The sequence below is a fragment of the Shinella yambaruensis genome, from assembly GCF_050859155.1.
In the GTDB taxonomy this organism is placed as follows: Bacteria; Pseudomonadota; Alphaproteobacteria; order Rhizobiales; family Rhizobiaceae; genus Shinella; species Shinella yambaruensis.
Genome location: NZ_CP150638.1, coordinates 280,977 through 294,478, shown reverse-complemented (window position 1 = coordinate 294,478; position 13,502 = coordinate 280,977). Strand labels below are relative to the sequence as shown.

At 64.9% G+C, this 13,502-nt stretch carries 15 protein-coding genes; 5 read left to right on the top strand and 10 right to left on the bottom strand.

Features of this window, described 5'->3' with window-relative positions; genetic code table 11:
- Positions 1-104: 104 nt before the first annotated feature.
- Complete coding sequence (locus WMC41_RS01465; protein WP_432346824.1) at positions 105-740, top strand: trimeric intracellular cation channel family protein; 636 nt, start codon at positions 105-107, stop codon at positions 738-740.
- 15 nt (positions 741-755) lie between these two features.
- Here WMC41_RS01465 and irrA read toward each other — a convergent pair whose 3' ends face one another.
- On the bottom strand, positions 756-1,175 hold the full coding sequence (gene irrA, locus WMC41_RS01460; RefSeq protein ID WP_244767464.1) for an iron response transcriptional regulator IrrA: 420 nt from the start codon (positions 1,173-1,175) through the stop codon (positions 756-758).
- 315 nt (positions 1,176-1,490) lie between these two features.
- On the opposite strand from irrA, the gene fabA reads away from it, so the two are divergent.
- From fabA to fabI, 3 genes are all read left to right on the top strand, one after another.
- Entirely contained in the window at positions 1,491-2,006 is a 516-nt protein-coding gene (gene fabA, locus WMC41_RS01455; RefSeq protein WP_064328827.1) for a 3-hydroxyacyl-[acyl-carrier-protein] dehydratase FabA, read from the top strand.
- Between the two features lie 78 nt (positions 2,007-2,084).
- Positions 2,085-3,308: a beta-ketoacyl-ACP synthase I gene (gene fabB / locus WMC41_RS01450; protein ID WP_244767463.1), complete on the top strand. Its 1,224-nt coding sequence runs from the start codon at positions 2,085-2,087 to the stop codon at positions 3,306-3,308.
- Positions 3,309-3,313: 5 nt separating this feature from the next.
- Positions 3,314-4,120 carry an enoyl-ACP reductase FabI gene (gene fabI / locus WMC41_RS01445; RefSeq protein ID WP_244767462.1) on the top strand — a complete coding sequence of 269 codons (807 nt, stop codon included), beginning with the start codon at positions 3,314-3,316 and terminating at the stop codon, positions 4,118-4,120.
- Positions 4,121-4,284: 164 nt separating this feature from the next.
- Here the strand turns inward: fabI and WMC41_RS01440 are convergent, their stop codons facing one another.
- Both WMC41_RS01440 and WMC41_RS01435 read right to left on the bottom strand, forming a co-directional pair.
- Positions 4,285-4,512, bottom strand: a complete 228-nt coding sequence (locus tag WMC41_RS01440; protein ID WP_244767461.1) for a hypothetical protein — start codon at positions 4,510-4,512, stop codon at positions 4,285-4,287.
- Between the two features lie 87 nt (positions 4,513-4,599).
- Positions 4,600-5,202, bottom strand: a complete 603-nt coding sequence (locus tag WMC41_RS01435; protein WP_272804364.1) for a LysE family translocator — start codon at positions 5,200-5,202, stop codon at positions 4,600-4,602.
- Positions 5,203-5,332: 130 nt separating this feature from the next.
- Here WMC41_RS01435 and WMC41_RS01430 point away from each other — a divergent pair, with 130 nt between their 5' ends.
- Positions 5,333-5,791, top strand: a complete 459-nt coding sequence (locus WMC41_RS01430) for an Lrp/AsnC family transcriptional regulator (protein WP_432346823.1) — start codon at positions 5,333-5,335, stop codon at positions 5,789-5,791.
- 3 nt (positions 5,792-5,794) lie between these two features.
- Here the strand turns inward: WMC41_RS01430 and WMC41_RS01425 are convergent, their stop codons facing one another.
- The 7 genes from WMC41_RS01425 to rbfA form a co-directional block, all read right to left on the bottom strand.
- Entirely contained in the window at positions 5,795-6,811 is a 1,017-nt protein-coding gene (locus tag WMC41_RS01425; protein ID WP_244767459.1) for a class I SAM-dependent methyltransferase, read from the bottom strand.
- Between the two features lie 85 nt (positions 6,812-6,896).
- Entirely contained in the window at positions 6,897-9,041 is a 2,145-nt protein-coding gene (gene pnp, locus WMC41_RS01420; RefSeq protein ID WP_272804362.1) for a polyribonucleotide nucleotidyltransferase, read from the bottom strand.
- 409 nt (positions 9,042-9,450) lie between these two features.
- The gene (gene rpsO / locus WMC41_RS01415; protein ID WP_064328820.1) at positions 9,451-9,720 is read right to left on the bottom strand and encodes a 30S ribosomal protein S15; all 270 of its coding nucleotides are present in this window, start codon (positions 9,718-9,720) and stop codon (positions 9,451-9,453) included.
- A 142-nt stretch (positions 9,721-9,862) separates the two neighbouring features.
- The gene (locus WMC41_RS01410) at positions 9,863-10,192 is read right to left on the bottom strand and encodes an SH3 domain-containing protein (RefSeq protein WP_244767457.1); all 330 of its coding nucleotides are present in this window, start codon (positions 10,190-10,192) and stop codon (positions 9,863-9,865) included.
- 43 nt (positions 10,193-10,235) lie between these two features.
- The gene (locus WMC41_RS01405) at positions 10,236-11,888 is read right to left on the bottom strand and encodes a sensor histidine kinase (protein WP_432346822.1); all 1,653 of its coding nucleotides are present in this window, start codon (positions 11,886-11,888) and stop codon (positions 10,236-10,238) included.
- 225 nt (positions 11,889-12,113) lie between these two features.
- Positions 12,114-13,049, bottom strand: a complete 936-nt coding sequence (truB, locus tag WMC41_RS01400) for a tRNA pseudouridine(55) synthase TruB (protein ID WP_432346821.1) — start codon at positions 13,047-13,049, stop codon at positions 12,114-12,116.
- A gap of 12 nt (positions 13,050-13,061) precedes the next feature.
- Positions 13,062-13,472, bottom strand: a complete 411-nt coding sequence (gene rbfA / locus WMC41_RS01395; protein ID WP_272804358.1) for a 30S ribosome-binding factor RbfA — start codon at positions 13,470-13,472, stop codon at positions 13,062-13,064.
- Between the last annotated feature and the right edge of the window lie 30 nt (positions 13,473-13,502).

Here is a 13,502-nt window from a genome sequence, read left to right as displayed (position 1 = left end):
ATATGCGGACGGGCCGGCGTCTTGCCTGATTCTGCCCGGGCGTACGGGCGCGCACTCTAGCGCGGGAAAGCTGTCGCGAGGCTTGGGCGGCGAAGGAGGAATGCGTGTCGATCCTGGAACTGCTCGACTATACGGGCGTCGCCGTCTTTGCCGCCACCGGCGCGCTCTCGGCCTCGCGCAAGCAGCTCGACATCATCGGTTTTCTCTTCCTTGCCGCCGCGACGGGCATCGGCGGCGGCACGTTCCGCGACGTCATCCTTGGCGCGACGCCCGTCTTCTGGGTGGTGAACCCGACCTATCTCATCGTCTGCGTCGCGGTTGCGCTTATCGTCTTCGTGCTCGCCCACCGGATCGAGTCGCGCTATCGCCTGCTGCTCTGGCTCGATGCGATGGGCGTCTCGGCCTATTGCGTAATGGGCGCGGCAAAGGGGCTTGCCGCCACCGGCTCGCCGACAGTGGCGATCACGACCGGCGTCCTCACCGCAAGCTTCGGCGGCATCCTGCGCGATCTCCTGGCGGGAGAGCCCTCCGTGCTGCTGCGACCGGAAATCTACATCACCGCGGCGCTCATCGGCGCGGCCGGCTTCACCGCGGCCAGCGTGGCGGATGCGCCGCTCTGGCTCGCCTCCGCCATCGGCATCGGCGCAGCCTTCATCGTGCGCGGCGGGGCGTTGCGATTCGGCTGGTGCTTTCCGGTCTACAAGTCGCGGCCGGGACGGCATCCGGACGACGTGATGTGAAAAGCGATCCCGCGATCAACCCTTCTTCGGGCGCAGGCGGATGATCACATCAACGTGAGCGATCTCCATGCCCTCGGGCGGCTCCGGCAGGTTGCCGATGGCGATGTTGCTAACGGGAATGTCGAGCACGTGGTTCTCGCCCTCAACGAAGAAATGGTGGTGGTCCGATACATTGGTGTCGAAATAGGTCTTCGAGCTCTCCACCGCCAGGACCCGGATGAGGCCGGCCTCGGTGAACTGGTGCAGCGTGTTGTAGACGGTCGCCAGCGAGACCGGGACGCCGGCGGCGACGGCTTCCTCATGCAGTTCCTCCACCGTCAGATGGCGATCGCCCTTGGCGAAGAGCAGGTCCCCGAGTGCCACGCGCTGGCGCGTCGGACGCAGGCCGCAATGGCGCAGGCGCTCTTCGATGGGCATCTCGTGTGCATGCGTCATGGGCGACGGATCCGCTTGTCTGGCCTTGAACAACAATCTTGAACTTTCGATATAACTTTACGAGCGCCGGGATTCAATAGGATTGCGGCGGATGAAAGACGCGCAACATGCGGAAAACCGGGGCCTTTGCCCACACCGTGCCACTTTGCACTGGCTGTCACCGCAAGCATCATGTATGCGGACAGCTGAATGAACGTCTCGCCCGGAGCGGGCGGGGCGACAAGGAGGGAACGGTCCGGGTGCTTCAATTCGCACCACACCTTCTCTAAATCTAACGCAAAGCAAGCGTTGTTCAGACCGGGGATGAGACATTCGATGACGACCAGGCAATCCAGCTACAACTATGAGGAAATCCTGCGCTGCGGCCGCGGCGAGCTGTTCGGCCCCGGCAATGCCCAGCTTCCTCTGCCGCCCATGCTGATGGTCCACCGCATCACCGACATCTCCGAGACCGGCGGCGCCTTCGACAAGGGCTACATCCGCGCCGAATACGACGTGAAGCCGGACGACTGGTATTTCCCCTGTCACTTCCAGGGCAATCCGATCATGCCGGGTTGCCTCGGCCTCGACGGCATGTGGCAGCTCACGGGCTTCTTCCTCGGCTGGCTCGGCGAGCCCGGTCGCGGCATGGCGCTTTCGACCGGCGAAGTGAAGTTCAAGGGCATGGTCCGCCCACACACGAAGCTCCTCGAATACGGCATCGACTTCAAGCGCGTCATGCGCGGCCGCCTCGTGCTCGGCACGGCGGACGGCTGGCTGAAGGCCGACGGCGAGACGATCTACCAGGCGACCGACCTGCGCGTCGGCCTGTCGAAGGACAAGGAAGCTTAAAGGCCGCGGAGCCACCGGAAGCCTGAAGGCGGCGCCGAGCCGCCTTCACAACGAGACGTTCTAGAAAAGGTCAGGAATATGAGACGGGTAGTTGTCACGGGTCTGGGGATCGTATCCTCCATCGGGAACAACGCGGACGAAGTGACGGCGTCGCTGCGCGATGCGCGCTCGGGCATCAGCTTCTCGCAGGATTTCGCCGACCACGGCTTCAAATGCCAGGTCTGGGGCGCGCCGAACATCGACACGAGCGAACTCGTCGATCGCCGCGCCGCCCGGTTCCTCTCGCAGGGCGGCTCCTGGAACCACGTCGCCATGAAACAGGCGATCGCCGATGCCGGCCTGGAAGAGACAGACTACGCCGCCAACGAGCGCGTCGGCATCATCATGGGCTCGGGCGGCCCCTCCACCCGCACGCTGATCGAGGCCGCCGAGATCACGCTCAAGAACAATTCGCCCAAGCGTATCGGCCCGTTCGCCGTGCCGAAGGCCATGTCTTCGACGGCATCCGCGACGCTCGCCACGTGGTTCAAGATCCACGGCGTCAACTACTCGATCTCGTCTGCCTGCTCGACCTCGGCGCACTGCATCGGCAATGCCGCCGAAATGATCCAGTGGGGCAAGCAGGACCTCATGTTCGCCGGCGGCCATGAAGATCTCGACTGGACCATGTCGAACCTCTTCGACGCCATGGGCGCGATGTCCTCCAAATACAACGACACGCCCGCGACGGCCTCGCGCGCCTATGACGTCAGCCGCGACGGCTTCGTCATCGCCGGCGGCGCCGGCGTGCTGGTTCTGGAAGAGCTGGAGCGCGCCAAGGCCCGCGGCGCGAAGATCTACGCGGAGATCGTCGGCTACGGCGCGACCTCGGACGGCTACGACATGGTGGCCCCGTCGGGCGAAGGCGCGGTGCGCTGCATGCGCCAGGCGCTCTCCACCGTGAAGGGCGACGTCGATTACATCAATACGCACGGCACCTCGACGCCCGTCGGGGATTCCAAGGAGATCGGCGCGATCCGCGAAGTCTTCGGCGACAAGATCCCGCACATCCAGTCGACCAAGTCGCTGACCGGCCACTCGCTCGGCGCTGCCGGCGTGCAGGAATCGATCTACAGCCTGCTGATGATGCAGGCCGGCTTCATCGGCGAAAGCGCGCATATCACCGAGCTCGACCCGGAATTCGACGGTGTTCCGATCGTACGCAAGCGCATCGACGGTGCGAAGATCGATATCGCCCTTTCCAACTCCTTCGGCTTCGGCGGCACGAACGCCACGCTGGTCTTCCAGCGCCACAACGGATGACAATCATGACGGGGATCATGAACGGCAAGCGCGGCCTCATCATGGGGGTCGCGAACAACCATTCCATCGCGTGGGGGATCGCGCAGAAGCTGGCCGGCCAGGGCGCGGAGCTCGCCTTCACCTACCAGGGCGAGGCGCTCGGCAAGCGCGTCAAGCCGCTCGCCGCCGAACTCGGCTCGGACTTCGTCATTCCCTGCGACGTCGAGGACATCGCCTCGGTCGACGCGGCGATCGCGGCGATCAAGGACAAGTGGGGCACGCTCGACTTCGTCGTGCACGCCATCGGCTTCTCCGACAAGAACGAGCTGAAGGGCCTCTACGCCGACACCTCGCGCGAGAACTTCTCGCGCACCATGGTGATCTCCTGCTTCTCCTTCACGGAGATCGCCAAGCGGGCCGCCGAGCTGATGAGCGAGGGCGGTTCCATGCTGACGCTGACCTATGGCGGCTCGATGCGCATCATGCCGAACTACAACGTCATGGGCGTCGCCAAGGCCGCGCTGGAGGCCTCGGTGCGCTACCTCGCCGGCGACTACGGCCCGCGCGGCATCCGCGTCAACGCGATCTCGGCCGGACCGATCCGGACCCTCGCCGGCGCCGGTATTTCCGATGCCCGTGCTATGCTCTCCTGGCAGCAGAAAAACGCGCCGCTCCGCCGCACCGTCACCATCGAGGACGTCGGCAACTCGGCGCTGTACCTGCTTTCTGATCTGTCGAGCGGCGTCACCGGCGAAATCCACTATGTGGACGCCGGCTACAACATCACCTCCATGCCGACGCTGGAGCGCCTGGCGAAGGCCGACAGCGAATAAGCAACGCGCCTCTCCCCCTGCCGGGACCTTCTCCGAACGGGGAAGAGAGGCGTATCATGCTGGTTCTCTTTACCGCCGATCGTGCGCGGGAGAACGGCAGAGCCAGCCTTCCTCGCCCGTTTGCGGGGGAGGAAAGCCGTCAGGCTGGCGAGAGCCCTTCCGTCTCAAAGCAGCGCCAGCAGGAGCAGCAGCAGAGCCACGGCCGCGGCAACGGCGATGAAGAGCGTGCGCACGCGGCTGTTCATTTCCAGCGGCTTGCCGTCCGCGCCGCGCCGCAGAAAGGCGAGCGGCACCTCGGAGGTCGGCGTATGCCCCTCCCCTTCCTTCACATCCTTGGCGATGACTTCCGCCACATCTTCCATCATGGGCGGCCTTGCAGGTCCAAAAGCCATTGCGGGTCTCCTGAACGAAAGCGATCCGGGAATGGTGGACCTCTTTCGGCAAAATGGCAATCGGCCTGAACGGACTGCTGATTGATCCTACTCCAGCACGACAGGCACGAGCGAAAGCACGAGCAGCAGCGCCATTGCCCGGTTGAAGACCCTGAGGCTGCGTTCGCGCGCGAGGAAGCGGGCCGCGCCGACGCCGATCCCCGTCCAGGCCACCGTGCTGACCAGTGTCGCGCCGCCGAAGATGACGGCGAAGACCGCGGGCACGGTCAGGTCTCCCGCCGCGCCCTTGCCATAGGTGACGACCGCGCCGGCCACCATCACCCAGAGCTTCGGATTGACGAGTTGCAGCAGGGCGCCTTCGAAGAAACCGAACGGACGCTGCGCGCTGCCATCCGGCACCGCTCGCGCGGGCACGGCATTGGCGATGCGCCAGGCGAGCCAGAGCAGATAGGCAATGCCCAGCCATTTCAGCGCCAGATGCACGCGCGGCTCGGCGATGACCGAGCCGCCCACAGCCGCGACGACGAAGATGATGACGGCGACGCCAGCCCCCATGCCGATCGCCACCGGCAGCGTCCGGCGAAAGCCGTAGTTCGCTCCTGAAGCCGTCACCATCGTGTTGTTCGGCCCCGGCGTGCCCGCCATGGCGAATGCGAAGCCCGAAGCTGCCAGAAACCAGGCCCAGTCCATCTTGCTCTCCTCATCGAAACGACGGCAGCCTAGCGGTCCTCGAGCGCAATCGGGTTGCCAAGATGCCAGACTTGGGGGAGATTTTGGCATTGCCTGCCGCAAACCGGCTTGAACGTTCGTGAGGATTCCAGTGCCGCTCGATGAAACGGATCGCCGCATTCTTCGCGCGCTGCAGCAGGACGGGCGGCTGCAGAATGTCGAACTCGCCAGGCGCGTCGGCCTCTCGCCCTCGCCCTGCCTTCGCCGGGTCAGGTTGCTGGAGGACGCGGGCATCATCAGCCGCTACGTGGCTGTCGTCGATCAGGCGAAGGTGGGGTTGCAGCTTTCCATGTTCGCGCGCGTCTCGCTGACGGCGCAGGATGCGGAGACGATCGACCATTTCATCGCGGCGATGAAGCGGCTGCCGGAGGTGGTGGAATGCTACATCATGCTCGGCGAAAGCGACGCGCTGCTGCGCGTCGTCGTCTCGGATCTTGCCGACTATCGCCGTTTCCAGTCGACGCACCTCACCCGCAAGAACGGCATCCAGACCGTCAAGACGGACGTGCCGAGCGAGACGATCAAGCAGACCTTCGCGCTGCCCCTGTAGGGCTCAGCGCCTGCCCCAGAGCACCTTGAAACGGGCGTTGCGGCAGAGTTCGCCGCTTTCCTTGAAGGCTTCCTTCAGCGCCGGTTCGTAGGGCAGGCCGCGGTTGGCGACCATCAGCAGGCGACCGCCGGCCTTCAGCGATTTCGCCGCCATGCGGATCATCCCCGCGCCGAGCGAATGGTCGGCGGCATGTCCCTCGTGGAAGGGCGGGTTCATGACGATCAGGTCGTAATGGTCGCGCGGTGCCTCAGCCGTCAGGTCGAACCAGAAATAGCGGGCGGGGATGTTCGGGCAGTTCTCCGCCATGTTCTCCTTGGCGGCTTCCAGCGCCTCGTAATGCGCCTCGAAAAGGTCGATGCCCTTTGCCTGCGGCGCGCGGCCGCCGAGCATGACGGAGAGATAGCCCCAGCCCGCGCCGAAATCGGCGGCGTGGCCGTGGAAGTCTTCCGGGATGCGGGTGGCAAGCAGCTCGGAGCCCTCGTCGATGCGGTCATGCGAGAACATGCCCGGCGCGGCCGTGAAGCGGCCGGCGATGCGCACCGGCTTCGCCGCCAGCTTGGAGACGGCCTCGGACGGGTCTTCGGGGCGGGCGAACCAGATGGCGAGGCCGTGATATTTCGGCATGGAATCGCCCGTGAGGCCAAGCTGGTCGAGGCGCTTGCGCATGGACTGCACGCCGTCTTCCTTGCCTCCGGCGACGACGATGAGGCCGCCGGTGCGCACGCGGCGCAGCGCCTCGGCGATACGGTTCTCGTTCTCGCCCTTGTGCTTGGTCATCAGGATGAGCGCGCCATCGAAATCCTCGCCCTCGACGACCGGCTTCACCGGCGCGCGCACCGCTTCCAGCCCGCGATAAAGCGAGCGCAGCGGCTGCACGGCTTCCAGCGCCGCATCAAAACCTTCCGGCGGGCGCTGGCCGGCTTCCGCGCCGAGGAAGAGGTAGCGTTCGCCCTCTCCGGGCAGGCCGAGCGTGCCGGAGGCGAAGGGGTGGAACAGGGTCTTGAGGGCGTCGCGGGTCATGGTGGGCTTTCGGCGGAAATACGGGTCTATAAAAAAGGGGCGCGGAACGTGCCGCTCCGCGCCCCCTCGATCGATAAAAATCCGATTACTCGGCAGCGGCTTCGCCGTCGCCCTTCTTGTCGGCGGTGATTTCCTTGCCGGTTGCCTGGTCGACGACCTTCATCGACAGGCGAACCTTGCCGCGCTCATCGAAGCCCATCAGCTTGACCCAGACCTTGTCGCCTTCCTTGACGACGTCGGAGGTCTTGGCAACGCGTTCCTGCGCCAGCTGCGAGATATGCACGAGGCCGTCACGCGGGCCGAAGAAGTTGACGAAGGCGCCGAAATCGGCGGTCTTGACGACCGTGCCCTCGTAGATCTGGCCGACTTCCGGTTCCGCGACGATGGAGTGGATCCACTTGCGGGCGGCTTCGATCTCCTTCGCGGACGAAGAGGCGATCTTGATCGTGCCGTCGTCCTCGATGTTGATCTTGGCGCCGGTCTTCTCGACGATCTCGCGGATGACTTTGCCGCCCGTGCCGATGACTTCACGGATCTTGTCGACCGGGATGTTCATGACTTCGATGCGCGGGGCGAACTCGCCGAGCTGGCTGCGGCCTTCGGAGATGGCATTGGCCATTTCGCCGAGGATGTGCTTGCGGCCGCCCTGTGCCTGGCTGAGCGCGACCTTCATGATCTCTTCGGTGATGCCGGCGATCTTGATGTCCATCTGCAGCGAGGTGATGCCGTCCGCCGTGCCGGCGACCTTGAAGTCCATGTCGCCGAGGTGGTCTTCGTCACCGAGGATATCGGAGAGGACCGCAAAACGGTCGCCTTCGAGGATCAGGCCCATGGCGATGCCGGCAACCGGCTTTGCCAGCGGAACGCCGGCGTCCATCAGGGCGAGCGAGGTGCCGCAGACCGTTGCCATCGAAGACGAGCCGTTCGACTCGGTGATCTCGGAAACGACGCGCAGCGTGTAGGGGAACTGTTCCGCCGTCGGCAGCATCGGGCGGATGGCGCGCCAGGCGAGCTTGCCGTGACCGATTTCGCGGCGGCCCGGGGAGCCCATGCGGCCCGTTTCACCGACCGAATAGGGCGGGAAGTTGTAGTGCAGCAGGAAGCGTTCCTTGTACATGCCGGTCAGGCTGTCGACATACTGCTCGTCTTCGCCGGTGCCGAGGGTCGCAACGACGACCGCCTGGGTTTCGCCGCGGGTGAAGAGAGCCGAGCCGTGCGTGCGCGGCAGGATGCCGACTTCCGAGACGATCGTGCGAACGGTTTCAAGATCGCGGCCGTCGATGCGGCTCTTGGTGTCGAGGATGTTCCAGCGGACAATCTTGGCCTGGAGGTGCTTGAAGACGGCGCCGATGACTTCCGCGCTGTATTTCGGCTCGACGCCTTCGGGCAGGAAGTGCGCCTTCACCTTTGCCTTGACGGCGTCGACGGCGGCGTAGCGATCAGCCTTCTGGGTGATCTTGTAGGCGTCGCGAAGTTCGGCTTCGGCAAGGCCGAGCATTTCGGCTTCGAGCGCGGAATGATCTTCCGGGATGAAATCGCGCGGCTCCTTGGCAGCGACTTCCGCGAGCTTGATGATCGCATCGATGACCGGCTGGAAGCCCTTGTGGCCGAACATGACGGCGCCGAGCATGACGTCTTCGGCAAGTTCCTTGGCTTCGGACTCGACCATGAGGACGGCGTCCTGCGTGCCGGCGACGACGAGGTCGAGAACGGACTCGTCCATCTCGTCGAGATGCGGGTTAAGGACATACTCGCCATTGATGTAGCCGACACGGGCGGCGCCGACCGGGCCCATGAAGGGAACGCCGGAGATCGTCAGCGCCGCGGAAGCGGCAACCATCGACAGGACGTCCGGATCGTTTTCGAGGTCATGCTGGACGACCGTGACGACGACCTGGGTGTCGTTCTTGTAGCCTTCCGGGAACAGCGGGCGGATCGGACGGTCGATCAGGCGGGAAACCAGCGTTTCCTTTTCCGACGGGCGGCCTTCGCGCTTGAAGTAGCCACCCGGGATCTTGCCGGCGGCGTAGGTCTTTTCCTGGTAGTTGACGGTGAGCGGGAAGAAATCCTGGCCGGGCTTCGGCGCCTTGGCGGAAACGACGGTGGCGAGAACGACGGTTTCGCCGTAGGTCGCGAGAACGGCGCCGTCAGCCTGGCGGGCGATCTTGCCGGTTTCCAGCTTGAGCGGACGGCCCGCCCATTCGATTTCAACCGTATGGGTATCGAACATGTCTTGTCCTTCTTGACGGATACGCGCACCGCCGCCCAAAGGCGCAGGTGGTCTATCCGCGTTCGTGACGCATCATGGGCAAGACAACGGGAGGCTTCCGGAACATGGCCCGCGAACTCTGCGCCTGAAGGCTTTTCAGCCTGGCCGACGACAGGCGCGCGCCTGAAGCATCCTGCAATCCTGCCCCATGACAGGTCATCGGTTGGTTCCGCAGGACCGGCCCATCCGGCCTGCTGGAAAATCCCCTTTCGCGAGGCGGCCTCAACCGGCACAGGCGAAACGGTCTTGTCTGTCTTGCGCAATCCCAAACGCAAAGGCGCGGCGCGCCTCTGCCGGAACTGCTCTAGCGAAACGTCCGTTCCGCAAAAGAAAGCGGCGGGCGCTCGCAAGGAACGCCCGCCGAAATTGCTTAGCGGCGAATACCGAGGGCAGCAATCAGCTTGCTGTAACGGGATTCGTCCTTCTTCTTGAGGTAGTCAAGAAGCGAGCGGCGGCTGGAAACCAGCGTCAGAAGGCCACGACGGGAGTGGTTGTCCTTCTTGTGGTCCTTGAAGTGGCCGGTCAGGTTGTTGATACGCTCGGTCAGGATCGCGACCTGAACTTCCGGAGAACCGGTGTCGCCTTCCTTGGTGGCGTATTCCTTGATCAGCGCAGCCTTGCGCTCAGCAGTGATCGACATCGTATGTCCTTTCATGAATGGAGAACCAGGGTCGCCAAAAGCCGGGATGCCGTCCAGCGATGGCCGTGAAGGCAAGTGGGGAAAGCCCCGCATTGCTGGCGGTGCCTATAAACCATTCCCTCATGAAAGAAAAGAGCCGTCGTCAACGCCGGTCGGCCGGCTGGCTGGGCGCGGCTTCGCGCGCATCGCCGGGCTGCTTGCACACGACATAGGCGCCGAACACCCAGCCGAGCCGCACGCCCTGCCGCGCGACGAAAAGCCAGTGTTTCGTGCCGACCTTCCTCTCCTCGACGATCTCGACCTGCGTTCCGTTCGCAAGGGTCGTCAGGATCGTGCCGTTCGGCGCCGCGCGCACGTTGAGCGGCGTGCCGGTCGGATCGTCGACCGAGCACTGGCCATAGGCGGCAAGGGCTTGGGACGCTGAAAGGACAAGGCACGCCAAGACGGCGGCCCCACGCAGGAATGACGTCATGAAACACACCCATGGCCGATGCATCGGAAAAGGAGCGGTTTCCTCATTGCGCCGCTCCCTGCTCGTGGCCGTCCTCGTCGCGCAACCGGGCGAGCGGGATCGTCACGCGCCATTCGATGCCGTCGTCGTGAACGATGAAGTCCAGCTTGGCATCGAGCGCCATGCCGAGCATGCGCTCCAGCACGACGCTGCCGAAGCCCTTGCGGCTGGCGGCGATGGCCTGCCTGTCGATCGTCGCCCGGCTCTCGCGCCAGACGAGGTTCAGATTCGCGCCGGACGTCACCCAGCTGAGGGAGATGATGCCGGTCTCGTTGGCGAGCGCACCGTATTTCGTGGCGTTCGTCGACAGTTCGTGCAGCGCCATGCCGAGCGTCTGCGACGCCTGCGGATCGAGGAGAACGGATGGGCCGGCGATGCGCACGCGCCCCGCATCGTCGGGCGTGAACGGCTTGAGCTGGTTCTTGGCAAGCTCCATGAGGTTCACGCCCTGGGTGGCATTGGCGATCATCAGGTCCGTCGACCGGGCAAGGCCGGCGACGCGCCTGCGAAACGTCTCGGCGAAGTCGCTGGCATTTTCCGCCGCCGCGGCCGACTGGTTCAGCATGGCCTGGATGACGGTGAGCTGGTTCTTCGAGCGGTGCGCCACCTCGCGCATCAGGAAACGCACCTCGTTTTCCGATTTGACGCGGGCATCGGCGGCTTCGGCGAGCGCGCGCGACACCGTTTCCAGCTCGGAAATGGCGTAGGGGCGTGGCGACACCCGTTCGCCAAGACCCAGACGGCGCGCATCGTGCGCCAGCAGCCGGACATCACGGGAAAGGACACGGGCGATGCCGACGGCGCTGATGGCGGCGAGTGCGGCAAAGACCGCGCCGCCGATCGTCAGCCACAGGAAGGAGGAGACCGCCGGCGCCTGCACGTCCGACGCCTTCGCCCAGGCGATCATGCGCCAGCCGGCAAGCGAGGAGAATTCCGTGACGACCTGGTAGTCGACGCCGTCCCGCCGCATGGCGCTGACGCCGAGCCGCAACGACGGCACAACGCGCAGGAAGAAGGGCTGGCCGGTTTTCTGCTTCTCGTCGGTCGAGGCGATGACCGTGCCGGCGGAATCGAGCACGGCCGCGTTCCAGCCGGGCGAGAGGATGTCCGGATTGACCGCGCGCCGCAACGCCTCGGCATTCTTCGTCAATGTCAGAAGGACGGGTTCGCCATTGGCAAGCCCCACCGGCATGTAGACATTGAACACCCAATGCTGGGCCGTGCGGCCGAAGAAGAGGTCGGAGACCATGCGTTCACCGCGCGACAGCGCCAGACGCGCCGAAACCTGCTCGGACGCCGTGTTGAGCGGCGTGCCGAAGGGGACGCGCGTGTTGAGGCGTTGCCTCATCGCCTGATCGATGACGAGAAAATAGGTGTCCGTGCCCTGGAGCGTCTTCGTCGCCTGGGCATGCAGGGTCGCGTAGTCGCCCCTCGGCAGGCTTTCCGACGTCGACAGGAAGTTGAGCGTCGAGAACATGGCCGTGATTTCGCGCTCGACCGCGCGATTGACGGCGCTGGTCGAGGTGCGCAGCAGCGATTCGAAGATGCGCTCCTGCGCCTCGTTGGTGCGCTTCAGCACGACGATGGAGAACAGGAAGGCGGGAATGACGACGACGAGGATGAGGCAGACGAGGTAGAAGGCAACGGGGTGATGCATGCGCCGGCGGTTTTCGACAGGGCCAGCACCCTCCTCCGCATCTTCGGCGGATACCGTTCTGTCAGTCGGCGCAATCGTCAACGGCCAGCCCTTTCACCCCTCGCCCGCCGGCGGCCGCGACGGCAATGCGCCGCCCGGCCCGCCCTCGAACGAACCTCGCCGGCCCATAAAGCCCATAGCTTGTGGTGAAATCAAGTCGGCAGCGATTGGTTCCGCAGCCCTTCGTCAACCGCCGAAGACGCGCTTCGGCCGGAACTCGCCGCCGGCGATCTCGCCGATCGCGACCAGCTTGCCACGGGCCGTCGCATAGGCTTCGTCCGCGGAAACCGGGGCATCCCGGCCACGCAGGATGATCGGATTGCCCATGCGCAGGCGGTGCGCCTGGTCATCGTTGATGACGATCTGCGGCAGGCTGGAAAGGGCTTCGCCGGTATCGATCAGGAACGCGTCGAGGGCGGCCAGCCGCTCGGCCTCGTCCGCGATCTCCTCGAGCGCCGTCAGATCGGCGAGCGGCACCATGTCGTCCTCGCCGAAGGGAGCGACAAAGGTGCGGCGCAGTGCCGAGATATGGCCGAAACAGCCGAGCTGGCGGCCGAAATCGCGGGCGAGCGCACGCACATAGGTGCCCTTGCCGCATTCGACCTCGAATGCCGCGGTGTTCTCGTCCGGACAGCCGATCAGGGTCAGGCGATGGATTTCCACCTCGCGCGAGGGGATCTCGACGGCTTCGCCTTCACGGGCGAGGTCATAGGCGCGTTCGCCGGCGATCTTGATGGCGGAGAACTGCGGCGGGATCTGCTGGATGACGCCGGTATACTCGCCGAGGATCGCCTGGATGGCATCCGCGGCGGGCCGCTTTTCCGAACTCCGCGTCACCTCGCCCTCGAGGTCGTCCGTCGTGCGTTCCTCGCCCCAGGTCACCGTGAATTCGTAGATCTTGCGGCCATCCATGACGTAGGGCACGGTCTTGGTGGCATCGCCGAGCGCGATCGGCAGCATGCCGGAGGCGAGCGGATCGAGGGTGCCGGCATGGCCGGCCTTCTGCGCCTTGAACAGCCACTTGATCTTGGCGACGGCTTCGGTGGAGCCGAAATCGAACGGCTTGTCGAGGATCAGCCAGCCGGAAACCGGCCGGCCCTTGGGTTTGCGGGGTCTGGACATCTTATTCCTGGATTACTTGTCGTCGTCGCCGTCTTCGGCGGAAAGATCGCGGGCGACTTCCGGTGAACGCAGGAGATCGTCGATCTTCTTGTAGTTGTCGAAGCTGGTATCGTCGCGGAAGCGCACGTCTGGCATGTACTTCATCTGGCGCAACTGCGGGCCGAGGCGGCCGCGGATGAACTTCGAATTGCGGTTCAGCGCCTCGATCACCGCGTCATGATCCTTCACGCCGAGCGGGGTGACATAGGCCGTCGCGTGCTTGAGATCGGGCGACATGCGCACTTCCGAGATGGAAATCACGGTCTTCTCGAGAAGAGGGTCGCGCACTTCGCCGCGCTGGAGAACCTGGGTGATCGCCGCGCGCACCTGCTCGCCCACGCGCAGCATGCGTTGCGACGGCGCCGAGGATGTTGCTCTGGTCATGGTCGTCACTTTCAAAAAAATGCGAGCGCC